The organism is Metabacillus sp. cB07 (assembly GCF_016839225.1).
Taxonomy (GTDB): domain Bacteria; phylum Bacillota; class Bacilli; order Bacillales; family Bacillaceae; genus Bacillus_P; species Bacillus_P indicus.
Genome location: NZ_CP069296.1, coordinates 2,750,806 through 2,770,117, shown reverse-complemented (window position 1 = coordinate 2,770,117; position 19,312 = coordinate 2,750,806). Strand labels below are relative to the sequence as shown.

Annotated in this window: 22 protein-coding genes and 2 pseudogenes; 21 read left to right on the top strand and 3 right to left on the bottom strand. The window is 45.0% G+C overall.

The annotated features are described in order from the left end of the window. Positions 1–120: 120 nt before the first annotated feature. The 5 genes and pseudogenes from JOJ89_RS14230 (at position 121) to JOJ89_RS14210 (ending at position 5,637) form a co-directional block, all read left to right on the top strand. Positions 121–957 carry a lipoate--protein ligase family protein gene (locus tag JOJ89_RS14230; protein ID WP_203288051.1) on the top strand — a complete coding sequence of 279 codons (837 nt, stop codon included), beginning with the start codon at positions 121–123 and terminating at the stop codon, positions 955–957. A gap of 317 nt (positions 958–1,274) precedes the next feature. Beyond that, positions 1,275–2,714 (top strand): annotated as a pseudogene (locus JOJ89_RS14225) (vitamin B12-dependent ribonucleotide reductase); the annotation flags it as partial. 259 nt (positions 2,715–2,973) lie between these two features. Then, a pseudogene (locus tag JOJ89_RS14220) lies at positions 2,974–4,089 on the top strand (hypothetical protein); the annotation flags it as partial. Between the two features lie 130 nt (positions 4,090–4,219). After that, complete coding sequence (gene mntR / locus JOJ89_RS14215) at positions 4,220–4,651, top strand: transcriptional regulator MntR (protein WP_029279748.1); 432 nt, start codon at positions 4,220–4,222, stop codon at positions 4,649–4,651. Between the two features lie 113 nt (positions 4,652–4,764). Further along, complete coding sequence (locus JOJ89_RS14210) at positions 4,765–5,637, top strand: patatin-like phospholipase family protein (protein WP_203288045.1); 873 nt, start codon at positions 4,765–4,767, stop codon at positions 5,635–5,637. Between the two features lie 18 nt (positions 5,638–5,655). Here the strand turns inward: JOJ89_RS14210 and JOJ89_RS14205 are convergent, their stop codons facing one another. Both JOJ89_RS14205 and JOJ89_RS14200 read right to left on the bottom strand, forming a co-directional pair. Further along, positions 5,656–6,030 (bottom strand): SA1362 family protein, encoded by a 375-nt coding sequence (locus tag JOJ89_RS14205; RefSeq protein ID WP_203288043.1) that lies wholly within the window; start codon positions 6,028–6,030, stop codon positions 5,656–5,658. Between the two features lie 43 nt (positions 6,031–6,073). After that, positions 6,074–7,021 (bottom strand): DUF1385 domain-containing protein, encoded by a 948-nt coding sequence (locus tag JOJ89_RS14200; protein WP_029279753.1) that lies wholly within the window; start codon positions 7,019–7,021, stop codon positions 6,074–6,076. Positions 7,022–7,271: 250 nt separating this feature from the next. Here JOJ89_RS14200 and JOJ89_RS14195 point away from each other — a divergent pair, with 250 nt between their 5' ends. From JOJ89_RS14195 to efp, 4 genes are all read left to right on the top strand, one after another. Continuing rightward, positions 7,272–7,802: a YqhR family membrane protein gene (locus tag JOJ89_RS14195; RefSeq protein WP_242524618.1), complete on the top strand. Its 531-nt coding sequence runs from the start codon at positions 7,272–7,274 to the stop codon at positions 7,800–7,802. Positions 7,803–7,961: 159 nt separating this feature from the next. Beyond that, on the top strand, positions 7,962–8,417 hold the full coding sequence (aroQ, locus tag JOJ89_RS14190; protein ID WP_029279756.1) for a type II 3-dehydroquinate dehydratase: 456 nt from the start codon (positions 7,962–7,964) through the stop codon (positions 8,415–8,417). Further along, a complete protein-coding gene (locus tag JOJ89_RS14185) occupies positions 8,404–9,468 on the top strand; it encodes a M24 family metallopeptidase (RefSeq protein WP_203288039.1) in 1,065 nt (354 codons plus the stop codon). Before aroQ ends, JOJ89_RS14185 begins: the two co-directional genes overlap by 14 nt. 48 nt (positions 9,469–9,516) lie before the next feature. Then, positions 9,517–10,074, top strand: coding sequence for an elongation factor P (gene efp / locus JOJ89_RS14180; protein ID WP_029279759.1), 558 nt, complete (start codon positions 9,517–9,519; stop codon positions 10,072–10,074). Positions 10,075–10,099: 25 nt separating this feature from the next. Here the strand turns inward: efp and JOJ89_RS14175 are convergent, their stop codons facing one another. Further along, positions 10,100–10,276 (bottom strand): hypothetical protein, encoded by a 177-nt coding sequence (locus JOJ89_RS14175; protein WP_161781207.1) that lies wholly within the window; start codon positions 10,274–10,276, stop codon positions 10,100–10,102. Positions 10,277–10,464: 188 nt separating this feature from the next. On the opposite strand from JOJ89_RS14175, the gene JOJ89_RS14170 reads away from it, so the two are divergent. The 12 genes from JOJ89_RS14170 to JOJ89_RS14115 all read left to right on the top strand — a co-directional run bounded on the left by JOJ89_RS14170 (position 10,465) and on the right by JOJ89_RS14115 (position 18,733). Beyond that, complete coding sequence (locus JOJ89_RS14170; protein WP_035207096.1) at positions 10,465–10,746, top strand: YqhV family protein; 282 nt, start codon at positions 10,465–10,467, stop codon at positions 10,744–10,746. Positions 10,747–10,818: 72 nt separating this feature from the next. Continuing rightward, complete coding sequence (gene spoIIIAA, locus JOJ89_RS14165; RefSeq protein ID WP_203288037.1) at positions 10,819–11,739, top strand: stage III sporulation protein AA; 921 nt, start codon at positions 10,819–10,821, stop codon at positions 11,737–11,739. Further along, positions 11,733–12,248 (top strand): stage III sporulation protein SpoIIIAB, encoded by a 516-nt coding sequence (gene spoIIIAB / locus JOJ89_RS14160; RefSeq protein ID WP_029279766.1) that lies wholly within the window; start codon positions 11,733–11,735, stop codon positions 12,246–12,248. Before spoIIIAA ends, spoIIIAB begins: the two co-directional genes overlap by 7 nt. A 21-nt stretch (positions 12,249–12,269) precedes the next feature. Further along, complete coding sequence (gene spoIIIAC, locus JOJ89_RS14155; RefSeq protein WP_029279768.1) at positions 12,270–12,476, top strand: stage III sporulation protein AC; 207 nt, start codon at positions 12,270–12,272, stop codon at positions 12,474–12,476. A 12-nt stretch (positions 12,477–12,488) separates the two neighbouring features. After that, the gene (gene spoIIIAD, locus JOJ89_RS14150) at positions 12,489–12,878 is read left to right on the top strand and encodes a stage III sporulation protein AD (RefSeq protein ID WP_174434979.1); all 390 of its coding nucleotides are present in this window, start codon (positions 12,489–12,491) and stop codon (positions 12,876–12,878) included. A 10-nt stretch (positions 12,879–12,888) separates the two neighbouring features. Next, a complete protein-coding gene (gene spoIIIAE, locus JOJ89_RS14145; protein ID WP_035207086.1) occupies positions 12,889–14,067 on the top strand; it encodes a stage III sporulation protein AE in 1,179 nt (392 codons plus the stop codon). Between the two features lie 12 nt (positions 14,068–14,079). Beyond that, positions 14,080–14,709, top strand: coding sequence for a stage III sporulation protein AF (gene spoIIIAF / locus JOJ89_RS14140; RefSeq protein WP_203288035.1), 630 nt, complete (start codon positions 14,080–14,082; stop codon positions 14,707–14,709). Further along, positions 14,702–15,355: a stage III sporulation protein AG gene (gene spoIIIAG / locus JOJ89_RS14135; RefSeq protein WP_203288033.1), complete on the top strand. Its 654-nt coding sequence runs from the start codon at positions 14,702–14,704 to the stop codon at positions 15,353–15,355. Before spoIIIAF ends, spoIIIAG begins: the two co-directional genes overlap by 8 nt. Before the next feature lie 17 nt (positions 15,356–15,372). Next, positions 15,373–15,948 (top strand): SpoIIIAH-like family protein, encoded by a 576-nt coding sequence (locus JOJ89_RS14130; protein WP_029279778.1) that lies wholly within the window; start codon positions 15,373–15,375, stop codon positions 15,946–15,948. Positions 15,949–16,438: 490 nt separating this feature from the next. Further along, the gene (gene accB, locus JOJ89_RS14125) at positions 16,439–16,939 is read left to right on the top strand and encodes an acetyl-CoA carboxylase biotin carboxyl carrier protein (protein ID WP_029279780.1); all 501 of its coding nucleotides are present in this window, start codon (positions 16,439–16,441) and stop codon (positions 16,937–16,939) included. Positions 16,940–16,950: 11 nt separating this feature from the next. Next, entirely contained in the window at positions 16,951–18,303 is a 1,353-nt protein-coding gene (gene accC / locus JOJ89_RS14120; protein WP_029279782.1) for an acetyl-CoA carboxylase biotin carboxylase subunit, read from the top strand. A 22-nt stretch (positions 18,304–18,325) separates the two neighbouring features. Next, a complete protein-coding gene (locus tag JOJ89_RS14115; protein ID WP_029279783.1) occupies positions 18,326–18,733 on the top strand; it encodes an Asp23/Gls24 family envelope stress response protein in 408 nt (135 codons plus the stop codon). The last annotated feature ends 579 nt before the right edge of the window (positions 18,734–19,312 follow it).

Sequence of the window (19,312 nt, the reverse complement as noted above, 5' to 3'; positions counted from 1 at the left end):
GGGTCAAATTGTCATCCATGAATCAGAGTTATTTATTTTCATCCTGGAATTCTTTTTGATAGACTATGATAGCGGAATGTATTTAACAAACAGCCTAAGCATGAAAAATGGGGTATGAACATGGAGAAAGAAATTTGGAGATTTATTGATTCGGGCAACTGCTCTCCTGCTTACAATATGGCGCTTGATGAGGTGCTGCTTGAGTGGAACAGCGAAGGGAACTTTCCGCCTGTTATCCGTTTTTACGGATGGAACCCTGCGACACTTTCTGTCGGTTATTTTCAGAAAGCGGAAAAAGAAATTGACCTTGAAGCTGTTAAACGAAATGGGCTAGGCTTTGTGCGCAGGCCAACTGGGGGCAGAGGAGTTCTGCATGATAAAGAACTTACATACAGTGTCATTGTTTCAGAAGACCATCCGGAGATGCCGAAGACCGTTACAGAAGCATACCGGGTGATCTCAGAAGGAATTCTTCAGGGATTCAGAGAGCTTGGCCTTGATGCTTATTTCGCGGTGCCGAGAACGGAGGAAGAGAAGCAGGGGCTTAAAAATCCGCGTTCAGCGGTTTGCTTTGATGCACCCTCCTGGTATGAGCTTGTCGTTGAAGGCAGGAAAGTTGCAGGCAGTGCACAGACACGTCAAAAAGGCGTGATTCTCCAGCACGGATCGATTCTGCTTGATCTTGATGAAGATCTTTTGTTCAGCCTGTTTAAGTACCCGAGTGACAGGGTAAAAGAACGAATGCAGAAGAACTTTAAAAATAAGGCAGTAGCAGTGAATGCTCTCAGAGAGACGAAAGTAACGATTGAAGAGGCGAAAGAGGCGTTTAGAAGAGGGTTTGAAAAAGGGCTGAATATTAAGCTCGAATCGTATAAACTGACTGACGAAGAACACGCTGCAGTTATGAAACTGGCAGCTGAAAAATATGAATCGGATGAGTGGAATTATAAACGATAAGCGGCTGAAATAAGTCGCTTTCGTTTATTTTTATTTTCTAGTTATTTCTATGTGTTCCTTATTTTTCTAGCTTTCTGTTCGATTCGAAATTTGCAAGCGACAAATTACTTCAAAAAAAGTGATTTTCAATCTCCTATCTTCTTTATTCTCTTTTTTTCACACTCAATTACGAAGTTTGTAATTTGACAAAATAGCAGCAGACTGACTTTTTATCCATATATAGTATTGTCGAACGAAAAAGAAACACTATATATTGATAAACGGATGGCTGTGTGATAAATTAAATCAAGTACAAAGATAATAGGGGAGTTGTTTGAATGACCGTTGCACTGAATGAAAATCTGAAACTTGATGTGGACAAGCTTAACCACGATATTTCACTTTTTCCCCAAGTTCATCCGATTACAGAAGATATGAAGCTTACACACAAAGGTGTATCGCGTTTAGTCATGCTTGACAGGTACACATTTAAAGACACTGAAAAGCTGACGCTGTCCAAAGGCGATTTTGTCGTTCTGACAATTAAGGAAGATCCGAAATTCCCGGCAAGAGGCCTCGGGTACATCTTAGATATAGACTGGCAGGCAAAAATGGCGCACGTTCAGGTGGAAGAAGAGTACCGCCTTTCACTTGAAAAGCCTGAAGAAGTAGAATCAGGAGTCATTCACCGCTCTCTTGACGTTATAGAAAAACCGCTTGAAGTATATTACGAGCAAATAGCCAAGCGGAATGCGACAGGTCTTGCATCTGTTGAGAAAACAGAAGAAAAACGCAAGGAATGGTTTGAGAAGTTCTATCAGGAACTCGTCGGCCTGAACTTTGTTCCAGCCGGACGCGTGTTATACGGAGCGGGAGCAGGAACAGATGTGACGTATTTCAACTGCTACGTGATGCCGTTTGTGCAGGATTCACGCGAAGGCATTTCCGAACACCGCAAGCAGGTCATGGAGATCATGAGCCGCGGCGGAGGCGTTGGAACAAACGGTTCAACGCTGCGTCCGAGAAACACCCTTGCAAGAGGAGTCAACGGCAAATCATCCGGGTCGGTATCCTGGCTTGATGACATTGCGAAACTGACTCATCTGGTTGAGCAGGGCGGGTCGCGCAGGGGCGCGCAAATGATCATGCTTGCCGACTGGCATCCTGACATTATTGAATTCATTATTTCCAAAATGCAGAATCCCCGTATCCTGCGTTATCTGATTGAAAATACAAACGATGAAACCATAAAGAAATACGCCCAGGAAAAGCTGAAGTTCAAGCCGCTTACACAGGACGAGGAAGCTATGTATCAAAGCATCGTCAATTACAAGCAGATTCCGGGCTACGGCGGATTTAACGAGAAAATCATTAAAGACGCAGAAGTGAAGCTTGCAGTCGGCGGAACCTATACCGTTCATAATTCAGAATTCCTTACAGGAGCAAACATCTCAGTCACGCTGACAAAGGATTTCATGGATGCCGTTGAAAAGGATGCCGATTACGAGCTGCGCTTCCCTGATGTTGAAAGCTACAATGCAGAGGAAATGAAAGCTTACAATGAAGACTGGCATAACCATGGTGACGTTCGCGAGTGGGAAAAACTCGGCTACAAAGTGCGCACGTACCGTACGATCAAGGCGAAAGAACTTTGGAACCTCATCAACATCTGCGCAACATACTCTGCAGAGCCGGGCATTTTCTTCATTGATAACGCCAATGACATGACAAACGCTAAAGCGTATGGACAGAAGGTAGTTGCAACGAATCCGTGTGGTAGAGCAGCTTGATTTGCCTCACGTTAAAAATTGCGGAATGAAGCGGGAACCCTGAGATGGGAATCCGAACCGAAGGCTAAGCCTAAACGTTTAGTCAGGGGCAACGCATAGGAGATGAACCTGAGAGATCAGAATATAATTCTCCCACGAGGCCGCAACATTACATCAATCAGTATTTTTGTAATGAAAAGATATGCTGAACTTACACGAAGGAGAAGTGTAAGAAGTACGGATAAAAAGCCGTGCGATAACAATATTGGAACAGCCTCTCGCACCATATTCTGTCTGCAACCTTGCTGCAGTGAACCTTGCTGAAATGGCAGACAAAGAAACAAAAACCGTCAATTTCGAAAAACTGAAAAGAACGGTTGAAGTCGGTGTCCGCATGCAGGATAACGTAATCGATGCAACACCGTACTTCCTTGATGAAAATAAAAAACAGGCACTAGGCGAACGCCGTGTAGGTCTTGGTGTTATGGGACTTCACGATCTTCTGATCTACTGTGAAACCCAGTACGGTTCTGAAGAAGGCAACGAGCTCATTGACAAGGTCTTTGAAACGATCGCTGTCACTGCGTATAAAGCATCTGTAGAGCTTGCAAAAGAAAAAGGCAGCTTCCCATTCTTGACCGGCGAAACGGCTGAAGAAACGAACAGACTGCGCCAGGCCTTTACTGAGACCGGTTTTATGAGCAAAATGCCGTCTGATATCCTGGAAGATATTAAAGAATACGGTATCCGCAATTCACACTTGCTGACTGTTGCTCCCACGGGATCCACTGGGACGATGGTCGGGGTTTCCACTGGACTAGAACCATACTTCTCCTTCTCTTACTACAGAAGCGGAAGACTTGGCAAGTTCATTGAAGTAAAAGCAGATATCGTACAGGAGTATCTGGATAAAAATCCTGATGCAGATCCGGAGAATCTTCCTGAATGGTTTATCTCAGCTATGGAACTGAGTGCAGAAGCGCATGCAGATGCACAATGCGTCATCCAGCGCTGGATCGACAGTTCAATCAGCAAAACGGTCAACGCTCCTAGAGGATATACGGTGGACCAGGTCCAAAAAGTATATGAGCGTCTGTATAAAGGCGGAGCAAAAGGCGGAACAGTCTATGTTGACGGAAGCCGGGACACTCAGGTCCTTACATTAAAAGCGGAGGAGAATACCTTCTCTGAAACAGAAGAAGCACCGAAAGAAAAAGGCAAAGTTGTTCTTGTGGATACAATCCAGGCTTTGCGCTCCACAAATGTAACAATCGGAAACGAAGTGGGCAATACTTGCCCTGTATGCCGTGAAGGAACAGTTGAGGACATTGGCGGATGCAACACTTGCACAAGCTGCGGTGCACAGCTGAAGTGCGGATTATAAGAAATGGAAGAGCCGGGACATCCGGCTCTTTTCTTGTGCTTCTCCTGCAAGCTTTCTTGTCATGACCTGCAAACTAGTGTACACTTGTAATGATTTCCTATGTTTTGAACGTTTTTTTGGAGGGGACCTCATGCCAACACCAAGTATGGAAGATTATATTGAACAAATCTACATTTTAATAGAAGAAAAAGGATATGCCCGTGTCTCAGACATCGCGGAAGCATTATCCGTTCATCCCTCCTCAGTGACAAAGATGGTCCAAAAACTAGACAAAGATGAATATCTCATATACGAAAAATACCGTGGACTTATTTTGACGCCTAAGGGCAAGAAGATCGGAAAGCGCCTTGTCTACCGTCATGAGCTGCTCGAGCAGTTTATGCGTTTGATCGGCGTGGATGAAGAAAAGATTTACAACGATGTTGAGGGCATTGAGCATCACCTCAGCTGGAACGCCATAGACCGCATCGGAGATCTCGTGCAGTTTTTCGAAAGCGATGAAGCGCGTGTAGATACCCTGCGTGCGATACAAAAACAAAATGAACAGGATAACGAGTCCTGAAAAAGACAAAAGCAGCTGCTTTCGTCTTTTTTCTTGCGCCAAAACTGGAAAAGGTCTATTTCTCCGGCCTTCATCTTACACTATAAGGATAGGAGAAGAGGGGAGGAACTTCTGTGTACATTGATGGTGTCTTCTCTGGCGGCGGCATAAAAGGGTTTGCGCTGATTGGAGCCTATCAGGCAATTGAACAGCGAGGGCTGCAGTTTGTAAGAGTGGCAGGCACAAGCGCGGGTTCAATTGTGGCATCCTTTATCGCAGCAGGATACAGAAGTGATGAAATTATCCGAATGATGGACGATATGGAGCTTGGAAAGTTTCTTGAGAAAAACCCTTCCATTCTTCCATTTAAATTGATGAAATGGCTTAACCTCTATTGGCGCCTCGGTCTGTACAAAGGCGGGAAGCTTGAGGAATGGATCGCAGCCAGGCTGAAGGAAAGGGGAGTTTCCACCTTTGGTGATTTGAGGCCAGGTTCATTAAAGATTGTCGCATCAGATCTTACTAACGGCAGGATCATTGTGCTGCCCGATGATCTCCCCAGTTACGGACTTGTTCCCGAGAGGTTTTCAGTTGCACGAGCTGTTCTGATGAGCTGCAGTCTTCCGTATTTCTTTGAACCTGTTAAGCTGACGAGTGCTGAAGGGACGAATATAGTGGTAGACGGGGGAGTTTTAAGCAACTTTCCGATCTGGCTCTTTAAGGAAAAGGCGAGACCTGTTATTGGAATCAAGCTAAGCCCGAGAGATGAAGAAAGGCCGAGGAATCAGATTAAAAATGCGATTGAAATGTACGGTGCGCTGTTTGAAACGATGAAAGATGCGCATGATGCCAGGCATGTATCAAGCAGACATGAGAGAAATATCATTTTTTTGCCGGTAGAAAGCATTCTCACGACAGAATTTGATCTCTCAGAACAAAAAAAACTAGCTCTGATTGAGCTAGGAAGAAGTCGGACGGAACAATTTCTTAAACGCTGGACATATTAATTCAAAAAGAAAAGCAGGTCAGAAAAAAGCCCTGCTTTTCTTTTTGCCTTTTCTGCCTTCAATCACGGTCAGGTGTGAAGCCTGCTTCTTTTTAAGAGCGCTTGTTTTGCTGCTCTTTTTAGGGGCTGACACACTTTTCAAATGGGAGCTGCTCTGATTGCGGTCGCTGAAACGCCTTTTGGACTGTTTAGCAGCTTTGGAATAAGAGGAAGAGTCTTTTCCCATTCTTTGTTTTGTAAAGTAACGGACAACAAAATAGATGATGGCTAGAACAGCAGCAAACACGAGCATTTCTCTGAAGAGGAAGCCGGGCCTGCTGATGAGAGTCACTAAAAACCCGATTCCTCCCAGAGCTAACACAATCATCACAAATGGATTCATTCTATTTTTCATGAGTCCACCTCCCAAGATGAAAATGAGTTAATGAAGTTTTAGCTTATACAATTTGTTCTGTTTTTATACCTTCTTCTGTTTCTTTTTCCAGGCGGAGCATTTCATTGAAGCTTGCAATTGCGACTTCTGTCTGTTCGTTGTCTGGCTCTTTTGTGGTCAGAAGCTGAAGGCATAAGCCAGGGTATCCAAGCCATTTCAGGACAGGCACGTCTCTGAGCTTATTTGTAAACTGCAGCACCTCAAAAGAAATGCCGATCACAACGGGAATAAGCGCCAGTCTGTTCAAAACGCGCACATAAAGCGGTTCAGTCGGAACGAGCATGTAGACGAAAACTCCGACAATCACGGTGAAAAGAAGGAAGCTGCTTCCGCATCTGTAATGAAGGCGGCTGTTGCTCTGAACGTTCTCAACTGTGAGCGGCATACCGTTTTCATAACAGTTAATGACTTTATGCTCTGCACCGTGATACTGGAATACGCGCTTGATCAGCGGTGTAAAGGAAATCGCGTAAATATAGGCAAGCAGGAGAATCAGTTTGAAAAGACCTTCAATCAGGATCTGTGACAAATCCGATGAAAAAACAGGTCTTGTAAGCTCTGCAAGAAAAAGCGGGACAAGCGTAAAGATGAATTTTCCGAATAAAAAGGACAAAACCCCGATTGCTGCAACGCCGAGTATCATCGTCAGCTTTGATTCTTTTTTCGGCTCGTTCAGCTTCTCGTCATCTTCAGGATCAAGGTCGTACCTGTCAGTTGAAAAGTTGAGATGTTTCGTACCATTTGCGCTTGCTTCTATGATTGCTGCGATTCCGCGGATAAATGGTATTTTTTTAAGGGCTGTCAGTGAGCTGCTTGATTTTCTGGGCAGCCGGAAGTAATCAATTTCCTTGTTCTTCCGTCTGATGGCTGTAACATAATGATGCTTGCCGCCAAACATGACGCCCTCTACTACTGCTTGCCCTCCATATGCGGGCTTGTTCTGCTTTGACATTTTTCACCAACCTACCTATCTATTCTCTTTTTGAGCGGATTTTAAACAAAACGGAAGAGAATGTTATGTTTATATTCTACATAAAAACAGCATAAACCTCTAGGCAGTTATATTTTATTCTTCAATTTATGGGCGCAGGTAAGGTTCTGCAGGTAAGTACGTCTGTAGTATATCCTAATACTTGCCAGTTAGACATTTTCTGCATCGATTTTCGGATTGGATGTACATACTAGAAGTAGGAGGTGTACATATGACAGATGATTATCAGTCTAATTCTGCAGGAATAGAAGATGGACAGGATGATAAGCAGGGCGAGGGTCTCCCGTTTATCGCAAGAGCTATGATTACCGGATTTGCAGGAGGTATTTTCTGGAGTTTAATCGGCTATTTGGCTTATGTGCTGAACATGACAGAGATCAGTCCGAACATGCTGCTGCAGCCGTTTCTTCTTAGTGACTGGAAAAACGGCACGATCGGAAATTTTGCGGGAGTACTGGTTATCGGATTCCTTTCTATAGGAACGGCACTCGTCTATTATTTAGTTTTAAAAAGGTTTTCGTCTATTTTCGTCGGCATGATCTATGGAGCCGCTTTATGGGCGCTTGTCTTTTTCCTCTTGAATCCGATCTTTCCAAACGTTAAGACAGTCTTTGAACTCGAGCGCCTGACAACGGTTACGATGATATGTTTATACATTTTATATGGGGTCTTTATCGGGTATTCCATTTCCTTTGAACAAAATGAGCTGGAGTCGAAAAAAAAGGGCAGCGCTTCCACGTAACAATAGAGGTAACGCACAATGAAGTATGGTAGAATGTTCTAAAATGAACATTCTATTTTTTGTCGGCTTTTTATTCATGCGGCTATTGTTTAAGGCAGCGTTTTGACGAAAACATCTGTCACATGAAGGAGAGTCCTCATAGTGCTTGGAGGTCGAAAGATGAGACACTACATAGTAATTAACGGCCCAAACCTGAATCGCCTTGGATTGCGTGAACCTGATATTTATGGAAGCAAAACGCTGACAGATCTTGAGCGGGAGCTGATGGTTTTTGCTGAAAAGCAGGGGTTTCAGGTCACGTGCTTTCAGTCCAATCATGAAGGAGACCTGATAGATGCCATTCATGGATCAGATGGCCACTACGACGGCATTGTGCTGAATCCGGGTGCGTTTACCCACTACAGCTATGCGTTAAGAGATGCAATCGCAAGTGTGCCTCTACCTGTGATCGAGGTGCATATCTCCAATGTTCACAGCCGCGAGCCGTTCAGGCACCAGTCTGTCACTGCGCCGGTCACTGCCGGACAGATAGTCGGACTCGGATTTCAGGGATACCAGTTTGCCCTGCAGGCAATACATACAAAGATAGGGGAGAAACAGCATGCTGAAGATTGAGAAATTAAGAAACAGGCTCAAGGAGCTTGATGTTGACGGACTTCTTATTGCAAGCGATTATAACAGACGGTACATGACCGGTTTTACAGGCTCATCGGGCGTCGCGCTCGTTTCTCTGTCAGGAGCCGTTTTTATTACAGACTTCAGATATACAGAGCAGGCAGCAAAGCAAGTTGAAGGCTATGAAATTGTTCAGCACAAGGGGCCGATTCTTGACGAAGTCGCTGCACAGGCAGAAAAGCTTTCAATCAAGCGTCTTGGCTTTGAACAGGATCATTTATCCTTTGCAGCTTATTCCTCATATGCTTCCAAACTGAAGGGAATTGAGTTTGTTCCGGTGTCTGAGGCGGTGGAAAAGTTACGCTTGATTAAGTCTGCAGCAGAGATTAAGATATTAAAGGAAGCTGCGGAGATCGCCGATGCTGCATTTAAGCACATTCTTACAGTCGTACAGCCCGGCATGAAGGAAATTGAAGTTTCAAACGAACTTGAATTTTTTATGCGAAAGCAGGGAGCTGTTTCTTCATCATTCGATATCATTGTCGCATCCGGCCACAGGTCAGCTCTTCCGCACGGCGTGGCAAGTGAAAAAGAAATTGAAAAGGGCGATTTTGTAACCTTTGATTTTGGAGCATACTACAAGGGATATTGTTCAGATATTACACGCACGATTGCAGTCGGCAATCCAAGTGATGAGCTGAAGAAGATTTATTCCATTGTTCTTGAAGCCCAGCTTCGCGGCATGAGTGGAATTAAAGCAGGCATGACCGGAAAAGAAGCTGATGCTTTGACAAGGGACTATATTTCAGAGAACGGCTATGGCGAGTATTTTGGCCATTCAACCGGACACGGCCTTGGAATGGAAGTTCACGAAAGTCCGTCATTATCCGCAAAATCAGAAACGGTTCTTGAGCCGGGCATGATTGTTACAGTAGAGCCGGGAATTTATGTTCCTAAGCTTGGAGGAGTCCGGATCGAGGACGATACAGTGGTTAGGGAAGACGGCAATGAATCTCTGACACAATCCCCTAAAGAGCTTATTATCTTATAAAAAGCTTCCGGAAGGTTAAAAAGTGTTATTTACATAGGAGGAACAAATATGATTTCAGTTAATGATTTTCGTACGGGCTTAACAATCGAGGTAGATAACGGCATTTGGCGCGTTATGGATTTCCAGCATGTAAAACCGGGAAAGGGCGCTGCATTCGTACGCTCAAAACTGCGTAACCTTCGTACTGGAGCTGTCCAGGAAAAAACGTTCCGTGCTGGAGAAAAAGTAGCGAAAGCTCAAATTGAAAACCGCAAAATGCAGTATCTGTATGCAAATGGCGACCAGCATGTGTTCATGGACAATGAGTCTTATGATCAAGTGGAACTGCCTGAAGCTTCAATCGAGTATGAACTTAAATTCCTTAAGGAAAACATGGAAGTATCGATCATGATGTTCGGCAGCGAAACACTTGGTGTTGAGCTTCCAAACACAGTAGAACTTGAAGTTATTGAAACAGAGCCAGGCATTAAAGGTGATACAGCTTCCGGTGGAACAAAGCCTGCTAAAGTGCAGACTGGGCTGATCGTCAACGTCCCGTTCTTCGTGAACGAAGGAGACGTGCTGATCATCAACACAACAGACAGCTCATACGTGTCACGCGCGTAAAACCGCATAAAAAAACTCCATCTGATCAGATGGAGTTTTTTGTTTCTTCAATAATTGTCTGCGCCCGGAAAGTACGCGGCTCCTGCTCTCTCTTTTTCCCCGCTTTGAAAAGAAGTGCGGCCGGCAATACTATGTATACGGCAATCCCAATGGCCCACTGCAAATAGTGATAGACCTCATAAGCTTCTATTCCAAATCCCATGACACATCCCCCTTTGTACCTATTATTATAAAATCTGAAAATTCTGTCAAGAATTCTTTTTGTCTAAACGGCCTTTTTCTCTCATAGACTGGACTATCACTCCGGTTGCGGGCTCCGTTTTCGTTCTTTAGGGAATGGACAAGCGAAACTCCGCAGCTTTGTGATTAGAAGAGTAGGGGAGGAAGAAGATGAAGCATTTTCTAGCCGGTCTGGATCCTGCTGTCAGATCCATGGCCCTTTTGAGGCTGCTGTCTGCAAGCATTGAAATGACAGCTGCTGTTTTGATGCTTGTCTTTAATGATGTGCGGAAGGCAGTACTGATCAACTCAATGTTAGCCATTGTCGGGCCGGTCATTTTTATTTTGACAATGACGATCGGCATTTTCCAAATTGCTGAACAGCTGTCTTATGCAAAACTGATTTTCATCTCAATCGGCGTAGCCTTTATCTTAATTGGGGTTTATAAATGAGGTCACAGTCATAATGTGTCCAAGCCTGCATAAACATAGGAGTATTAAGAGACTATGCAAGGAGGAAGCCATGTGAATGAGATTACAGCTATGCTTCCTGAGCCGATCAGACAGCATATACTGGACCTTCCGCCGCATGTGCTGCAGCAAATGGAAGAGATTCGCATCAGAATATCAAAGCGGGTTGAAGTGACAGCGGCGGGAAAACCTGTTTTCCTGTCATGCATCGCTACACATCAGGACGGAATTTCTCTGCTGAGCGAACTGAGCCAATACAGCATCTACGCACTTGAAGAAGAGCTCAAACGCGGCTTTATCACCATTCAGGGCGGCCATCGTGTAGGGCTATCGGGGAGGGTCATAACAGAAAACGGCCGTGTAAAAGCCATCCGCAATGTCACGTCTTTCAACATTCGGGTAGCGCGCCAAAAACGCGGAATTGCTGACCGGTTCATCCCTTGCTGCTACAGCGGAGAGTGGCTGAATACCATGATTATCGGCCCGCCTCAGACTGGTAAAACGACGATGCTCCGCGACTTTGCACGAATTATGAGTACAGGCCATGGACAGATCCCATCAAGAAAAGTAGGGATTGTAGATGAGCGCTCAGAGATTGCAGGATGCATAAACGGCATACCCCAGCATGAGTTCGGCGAAAGAGTGGACGTGCTTGATGCATGCCCGAAAGCAGAAGGCATGATGATGATCCGCTCTATGAGCCCCGATGTTCTCGTTGTGGATGAGGCGGGAAGAATGGAAGATACAGAAGCGATACTTGAGGCCGTTCATGCGGGTGTCGGACTGTTTATATCCGTTCACGGATGCTCTCTTGAGGATATTAAAATGAGGCCGACTATTGCTCCTCTATTAAATCATCATGTTTTTAAGAGATTCATAGAGCTATCAAGAGTAAGCGGTCCCGGAACGGTCCAGAGAGTCATTGATGAAGAAGGACGGATTGTCAGAACGGAAGAAGGTGTCCCGCTATGCTGAAGCTGCTTGGAGCTGTATTCATCCTGCTTGCTACAACATGGGCCGGTTTTGAAACGGCAAAACACATCAGTGAACGCCCGCGCCAGCTGAGACAGCTGAAGGTTGCCCTGCAGGCGCTCGAAGCAGAAATCATGTATGCTCATACCCCGTTAAAAGAAGCAGCCGCCACCCTTTCAAAGCAAATGCCAAAGCCGCTTTCCTGGTTTTTTGAGGTATTTTCAAAGCGTCTGTCTGCAGGGCATACAAGCGTCAGGGCAGCCTGGGAAAACAGTTTGCAGGAAGTATGGAGGATGACTGCCTTTAAGCAGGGAGAGTACGAGATCATGAAGCAGTTTGGCGAAACACTCGGCCAGCACGACCTGATCTCTCAGCAGAAACATATCCGCCTCGCACTTGCCCATCTTGAAAGAGAGGAAGCGGATGCACTCGACAGACAGAGCCGCTATGAAAAAATGCTGAAAAGCCTTGGATTCTTATCGGGTTTATTGCTGGTTATTTTATTGATGTAGCAGTCAGGAGGATTACATGCAATGGGAGTAGATGTTAATATCATTTTTCAAATAGCGGGCATCGGAATTGTCGTCGCGTTTCTTCACACAATCCTTGATCAGATGGGCAAAAAAGAGTATGCGCAATGGGTCACGCTCCTGGGTTTTATTTATATTCTGTTTATGGTGGCTTCCATTGTAGAAGATTTGTTTCAGAAAATTAAATCAGTCTTCCTTTTTCAGGGATAGGGGGGCTCAGCCATTGAAATTATACAGATTGTCGGACTTGGTTTAGTTGCTACTTTTCTCGCATTGATTGTAAAGGAACAAAAGCCGACATATGCATTCATGCTCGTGGTTTTTGTCGGCTGCGTCATTTTTCTGTTTTTAGTCGACGGCGTTTCCCAGATTATCACCATGATTGAAAAAATTGCGCTGAATGCAAACATTAACATGATGTATGTGGAGACGATCCTGAAAATTATCGGAATTGCCTATATTGCCGAATTCGGCGCACAGATTACAAAGGATGCAGGTCAGGGAGCCATTGCTTCAAAGATTGAGCTTGGCGGCAAAATCATTATTCTTGCAATGGCGGTTCCGATCCTGACTGTCATAATTGAAACCATCATCGGCCTGATACCGGCGTGATGGATAAGGGGTGAGAGTTATTAAAAAGGGAATCGCCGCTGTCTTTTTTCTTTTCTTTTTTTCATTTCCGGCACTTGTACAAGCTTCTCCCCCTCCACCGCAGCAGGAATTGGTTGATCAGCAGATAGACAAGCTTGGGATCCAGGAAATTAAAACGTTCTGGGACGACATTATGACAGAATACGGAGGGTATCTTCCTGAAAGTCAGAAAGGAAGTCTGCTTCAATTTTTAAATGGCGAGAAAGAATTATCCTTTAAAGAATGGTCAAAAGCTTTCCTGAGCTACATTTTCCATGAAATCATCGCAAACGGAAAACTTCTCGGGACATTGATAATGCTGACAATTTTCAGCATGCTGCTGCAGCTCCTTCAGGACGCGTTCAGCCAGAGCACAGTCAGCAAAGTCGCTTATGCTCTCGTTTACATGGTTTTAATGATCATCGCTCTGAACAGCTTTCATATTGCCATTGAATATACGGTTGAAGCGATCCGGACGATGTCAAGCTTCATACTCGCACTCATTCCGCTTCTTCTTGCTCTGATGGCGGCATCCGGCGGGCTGATATCAGCAGCATTTTTTCACCCGGTCATCCTTTTCCTCATGAATACAAGCGGAGTGCTGATTGAAAAAATTGTTCTGCCGCTTCTGTTTCTCTCCGCTTTGCTGAGCATTGTCAGCACGCTCACGGATCAGTATAAAGTAACGCAGCTGGCCCAGCTTCTAAGAAACATAGGGATCGGGCTGCTTGGTACGTTTTTAACGGTATTTCTCGGAGTCATTTCTGTTCAGGGGGCATCAGCTGCCGTTTCTGACGGGATGGCCATCCGCACGGCCAAGTTTGTGACAGGAAACTTTATACCTGTCCTCGGGCGGATGTTTACCGATGCAACCGATACGGTCATCAGCGCTTCTGTTCTTCTAAAGAACACAGTGGGCATTCTCGGTGTGGCGATTCTCCTGTTTATCGCTGCTTTCCCGGCGATAAAAGTGCTGACTCTGGCCTTTATTTATAAATTTACAGCTGCACTGCTTCAGCCCCTTGGCGGCGGTCCGATCATCAAATGCCTGGATATCATCAGCAAAAGTGTCATCTATATTTTTGCTGCGCTTGCCATCGTGTCACTGATGTTTTTCCTGAGTCTTACAGTCATTATTGCGGCTGGCAATATAACCATGATGGTTCGATAGGAGGGAGTCGGCATGTCATTTCTGACAGAGTGGATTGCAAACATTATTCTTTTCATCATGCTGGCTGTCATACTGGACCTGCTTTTGCCGAACTCGGCCATGCAAAAGTACGCCAAAATGGTGATCAGCCTTCTGCTAATCGTGATTATCCTGTCGCCGATCTTTAAGCTTTTGTCAGCCGATATACCGGCAATGGTCCAGGAAGCCGGGATCGGCAGCTATTCTTCTGCTAAAGAAGCAGAAATAAAAAAATCCATAGATTCACAAAAAAAAGAAATACAAGCCTCAAATGATGCATATATTTTAGAAAACATGGCTGTCCAATTAAAAACGCAGGCAAAAGAGGAGCTGGTGAAAAGCTATGATCTAGCGATAAAAGATATCGATCTATCTGCAGAAGCACCATTTGAAAAAATAGAAACCAGTCTGCAGAGCATTGAAGTAACGCTTCAGCCAGGCGCAAAAGAAACAGGCGCCGTTGAAGCTGTACAGCCGGTAGACATCAGCGGTACTAATGGTGGAGAGGAAGATTCCCTTTCTTCTGAACCTGAAATTAAAGCTTATCTAGCAAGTATCTGGGGAGTCGACCCTGAGAAGATTTCCTTGAAAATGGAAGGGGGGGAGGGCAGCACAGATGAATAGTCCTAAACAAATGCTGGAAAAATTGAAAACACTGCTAAACTCTGAAAACGGCAAAAAACCGAACAAGTACCACTACCTCCTGATCGCGCTTGCGCTTGGCATCGGATTTATGCTCGTAAGCAATCTGTTGTCCGGTCAGACAGCCATGCCTGACGTATCTCAAGTCTCCGGAATGTCTTCTTCATCTGATAAAGACGAAGAAGTGTTTAAACCGGCTGATGAAGGCGGGGGCTCAGGTTCAATCGAGAAATATGAGCAGGAATACGAAAATCAATTAAAAGAAGCGCTTGATTCCATGTCCGGAATAAACAATGCCATGGTCGTTGTCAACGTAGAAGCAACTTCCGAGCAAATTCTTGAGAGAAACAGCGTCAGCCAGAACCAGACAACAGAAGAAACAGATCCTCAGGGCGGCAAGCGGACAGTGGAAGATGGTTCAACAGAAGAATCCGTTGTTATTATCCGAAAGGGAGATCAGGAGACACCCATCATCCTGCAGACGAAAAAACCGGAAATCAGGGGTGTGCTTGTGGTAGCTGAGGGTGCTGACAACATTCAAATAAAAAAATCAATCGTTGAGGCTGTAACGAGAGTGCTTGGAGTCCCAAGCCACCGCGTAGCAGTTGCAGCGAAAAAAGGGAAATAGAGGAGGATTCTTGAATGATGCTGAAAAAACAAACGGTTTGGTTATTAACAATGTTAAGCTTGGTGGTTGTGCTTTCAGTGTACTACATCACGACACCTGAAGAAATCAAAAATGATGTCGCTATGACAGGTGCTGAAAAAGCAGAAAAAGCGGAAGCTGCGAAAGAAGCAAAGAAAGATGGAGAGGCAGAAGTGACAGTTGAAGAAGCAGAGGACGGAACGGTTGTTTCTGTTTCAAACGATGAACTCTTTGCAACGATCCGCATGCAGCTTGAAGATTCCCGAAACGCCAAGAAAGAAAGTCTTGAAGATATTGTAGCAAGCAAAGAGGCGAGTGCTGCAGAAAAAAGCGCTGCCCGTGATGAGATGAATGCGATTGATGAAGCAGTTGCCAACGAGGAAATCCTCGAAACGTTCATTAAATCAAACGGCTACGATGATGCCCTTGTAAGAATCGAAGGCGAAAAAGTCAAAGTAACAGTAAAAGCGAAAGAAAGCTCAGCTTCAGAAGCGAACAAAATCATCCAGCTTGTCAGCAGCGAGATGAAAGGCATGGAAGATGTAGCTGTTACACTTGAACCTTCAAATCAATAATCGTAAAACCCCGCGTCCATGGCGCGGGGTTTTCTCTTTTACCTGCCTGTCATTTCAAAATTTTCAATTATCCCTTATAATTAAAAAGAACAGATTATTTTAAGATCACCACGGGCGGGCAAGAATACATATTGAATTTAAGGACTCAAATGTCGTAAGATAGACATAGGACTTCGTTTTAGTACTAGGCTATAAGAAAAGCGGAATCAGCCGTTCAGCTCCGGCAGTCAGATAAGAAATCACCGGAAAAGTCCGGTTTTGACTTTTTCGGGGATTTTGTTCTGACAGAGGAGTTGGCTGATGTAGCTGGACAATAAGAAAAGCGGAAGCACCCGTTTAGCTCCGACAGGCAGAAAAGAAATCAACCGAAGAGTACGGGTCATGCTTTTTTGGCGTTTTTTCTTTCATAGTCCATAATCCTTAAATGAAGCTTTGCCTTGCTTAGACACGGAATCACAATCATCAAGAATTTGAATAGGGGTGCCAGCAGATGTTGAAAATACAAGAAATCAGAGAACTGATCAAGCTTGTTGACCAGTCTTCAATCGACGAATTTACGTATGAACATGAAGGATCTAAAATTAAGTTAAAGAAACGCATGGAAGAGCTTGAGAAAGCAGCTGTGCAGACAGCTCCTGTACAAGCAGCTCCTCAAATGCCAGCAGCACAGCCGGCTGCGGCTCCTGCAGCCCTTCAGGAAGTAAAAGAAGTGCCAAAGGAAGAAGCGAAGGCTCCTGCACAGGATGAAAATCTACATAAAATCACTTCGCCGATGGTCGGCACGTTCTATGCAGCGTCTTCACCTGACACAGACAACTATGTGAGCGTTGGTTCAAAGGTAACTAATGATTCGGTTGTCTGCATCGTAGAAGCGATGAAGCTGTTTAATGAAATTGAAGCAGAAGTAAAAGGCGAAATCGTTGAAATCCTGGCTGAAAATGGCCAGCTAGTAGAATACGGACAGCCTTTATTCCTTGTCAGACCAGAGTAAGGAGAGAAACTATGATTAAGAAATTGCTTATAGCAAACAGAGGAGAAATTGCGGTACGGATCATTCGGGCCTGCAAAGAACTGGGAATTGAGACAGTTGCGGTCTTTTCAGAAGCAGACAGAGATTCTCTGCACGTTCAGCTCGCTGATGAAGCGTATTGTGTCGGACCGACAGCTTCAAAAGACAGCTATCTGAATTTCACAAATATCATCAGCGTGGCAAAACTTACAGGCAGTGAAGCCATTCATCCGGGTTACGGATTCCTGGCTGAAAATGCAGATTTTGCGGAGCTGTGCGAAGAGTGCAACATCATCTTTGTCGGACCAAGCGCAGATGCGATCTCTAAAATGGGAACAAAGGACGTTGCAAGAGAAACGATGAGAAAAGCCGGTGTTCCGATTGTTCCGGGATCTCAAGGCATTATCAAGGATACGGGCGATGCTGTTTCACTTGCAAATGACATCGGATACCCTGTCATTATCAAAGCAACTGCAGGCGGAGGCGGAAAAGGAATCCGTGTTGCAAAAACAGAACAGGACCTGATCAAAGGCATCCAAATCACCCAGCAGGAAGCTGCTACTGCATTTGGAAACCCGGGTGTCTACATCGAGAAGTATATTGAGGATTTCAGACACGTGGAGATTCAGGTCATGGCAGACTCTCTCGGCAATGTCATCCATTTAGGAGAAAGAGACTGCTCCATTCAGCGCAGACTTCAAAAACTCGTTGAAGAAACCCCGTCTCCTGCTCTTTCAGCTGAAATGCGCGAGACGATGGGAAGAGCTGCTGTTAAAGCTGCTGAAGCCGTCAATTATACTGGAGCAGGAACAGTCGAATTTATTTTTGATCACATCGAAGATAAATTTTACTTCATGGAGATGAACACGCGAATTCAGGTTGAGCATCCTGTAACGGAAATGGTCACAGGCATTGACCTGATCAAGGAACAAATCATGGTTGCTTCAGGCAAAGAGCTTTCTGTGAGGCAGGAAGATGTTGTCTTTAACGGCTGGGCAATCGAATGCCGCATCAATGCAGAGAATCCGGAGAAGAATTTTATGCCCTCTCCTGGTAAAATAGAAATGTACTTGCCGCCCGGAGGCCTTGGTGTTAGAGTAGACTCAGCAGCATACCCTGGTTATTCCATTCCTCCATATTACGACTCCATGATCGCCAAATTGATCACATATGGAGCAACCCGCGAGGAAGCGATTGCCAGAATGAAACGCGCGCTTAGTGAATTTGTTATAGAGGGGATCCACACAACGATTCCTTTCCATCAAAAACTGCTTGAACACGAAACGTTTGTTTCCGGAGACTTTAATACGAAGTTCTTAGAAATCCATAAAGTTATGGAATCTTAAAAATACACGGAGGTGCTGACTCTTGAAAGAAAACAGGCTGCTTGAAATGACTCATGAAGAAAATGGTCTCGGCAAAGTTGAAATTGCCCCGGAAGTCATTGAAGTGATTGCCGGAATCGCTGCTTCTGAAGTAGAAGGCGTTGCACAAATGCGCGGAAACTTCGCGTCAGGCGTTGTAGAACGCCTCGGCAAGAAAAATCACGGCAAAGGCGTGAAAGTCGACCTTTCTGAAGACGGAATCACAATCGATGTCTACTGCGTCATGATGTTCGGCGTTTCCATCCCGACCGTCGCCCAGCGCATCCAGGACAACACTCGCCAGGCGTTGTACAACATGACAGCTCTTGAAATCAACGAGATTAATATCCATGTAGTCGGAATTCAATTCGAAACAAAATCACAGGAAATTGAAATCGACCAGGAAATGTAAAGCCAGAGGAGTTCTTCCTTTGGTTTTTTTTCTGAGTTCAGCCCGGAAAAAGGTATTTTTAAAAGCGTAAAATGTGAAAAATGTAAACACCAGTGAACTGCAGCGGAAGGCACTTGACTCCTTGTCCAGCTGCAGCGCCCAACTCCTCTGTCAGAACAAAATCCCCCAAAAAGTCAAAAGCGGACTTTTCGGGTGATTTCTTATCTGACTGCCGGAGCAAAACGGGCGCTTCCGCTTTTCTAGGGATGAAGAGGGCACTGGAGACCCCGCAAGCGAAGCGAGGAGGCTCCAGGCGCTCCCCGCGGAAAGCAAGTGACTGGAGCGAAAGGGAACGGGTACAAGCTCCCATCCCTCCCCGCGGAAAGCAGATTCCTGCAGCGGAAAGAAACGATTACCATTTTACTGACTGTAACCTACACAAAATCATCCATTTTACACATGCTTTATTCCAGACTGAATTGAGCGAAGATTCCACTAAGTACGAATATTTTAGAGGCAGGACTGTTTTTTATTCGTTATTTGGCCGAAAAACAACAACTGCAGTGTGCTTCTGTCCGTAAAATATGGTATGATCGTTCT

Excerpts from the sequence above, each read along its gene's own strand:
- mntR (WP_029279748.1), top strand. The coding sequence starts at position 4,220 with ATGCCAACACCAAGTATGGAAGATTATATTGAACAAATCTACATTTTA.
- JOJ89_RS14205 (WP_203288043.1), bottom strand. The coding sequence starts at position 6,030 with ATGAAAAATAGAATGAATCCATTTGTGATGATTGTGTTAGCTCTGGGA.
- spoIIIAG (WP_203288033.1), top strand. The coding sequence starts at position 14,702 with ATGAATAGTCCTAAACAAATGCTGGAAAAATTGAAAACACTGCTAAAC.
- JOJ89_RS14195 (WP_242524618.1), top strand. The coding sequence starts at position 7,272 with ATGACAGATGATTATCAGTCTAATTCTGCAGGAATAGAAGATGGACAG.
- efp (WP_029279759.1), top strand. The coding sequence starts at position 9,517 with ATGATTTCAGTTAATGATTTTCGTACGGGCTTAACAATCGAGGTAGAT.
- accB (WP_029279780.1), top strand. The coding sequence starts at position 16,439 with ATGTTGAAAATACAAGAAATCAGAGAACTGATCAAGCTTGTTGACCAG.
- JOJ89_RS14175 (WP_161781207.1), bottom strand. The coding sequence starts at position 10,276 with ATGGGATTTGGAATAGAAGCTTATGAGGTCTATCACTATTTGCAGTGG.
- JOJ89_RS14230 (WP_203288051.1), top strand. The coding sequence starts at position 121 with ATGGAGAAAGAAATTTGGAGATTTATTGATTCGGGCAACTGCTCTCCT.
- spoIIIAF (WP_203288035.1), top strand. The coding sequence starts at position 14,080 with ATGTCATTTCTGACAGAGTGGATTGCAAACATTATTCTTTTCATCATG.
- JOJ89_RS14185 (WP_203288039.1), top strand. The coding sequence starts at position 8,404 with ATGCTGAAGATTGAGAAATTAAGAAACAGGCTCAAGGAGCTTGATGTT.
- accC (WP_029279782.1), top strand. The coding sequence starts at position 16,951 with ATGATTAAGAAATTGCTTATAGCAAACAGAGGAGAAATTGCGGTACGG.
- spoIIIAC (WP_029279768.1), top strand. The coding sequence starts at position 12,270 with ATGGGAGTAGATGTTAATATCATTTTTCAAATAGCGGGCATCGGAATT.
- aroQ (WP_029279756.1), top strand. The coding sequence starts at position 7,962 with ATGAGACACTACATAGTAATTAACGGCCCAAACCTGAATCGCCTTGGA.
- spoIIIAB (WP_029279766.1), top strand. The coding sequence starts at position 11,733 with ATGCTGAAGCTGCTTGGAGCTGTATTCATCCTGCTTGCTACAACATGG.
- JOJ89_RS14200 (WP_029279753.1), bottom strand. The coding sequence starts at position 7,021 with ATGTCAAAGCAGAACAAGCCCGCATATGGAGGGCAAGCAGTAGTAGAG.
- JOJ89_RS14130 (WP_029279778.1), top strand. The coding sequence starts at position 15,373 with ATGCTGAAAAAACAAACGGTTTGGTTATTAACAATGTTAAGCTTGGTG.
- JOJ89_RS14170 (WP_035207096.1), top strand. The coding sequence starts at position 10,465 with ATGAAGCATTTTCTAGCCGGTCTGGATCCTGCTGTCAGATCCATGGCC.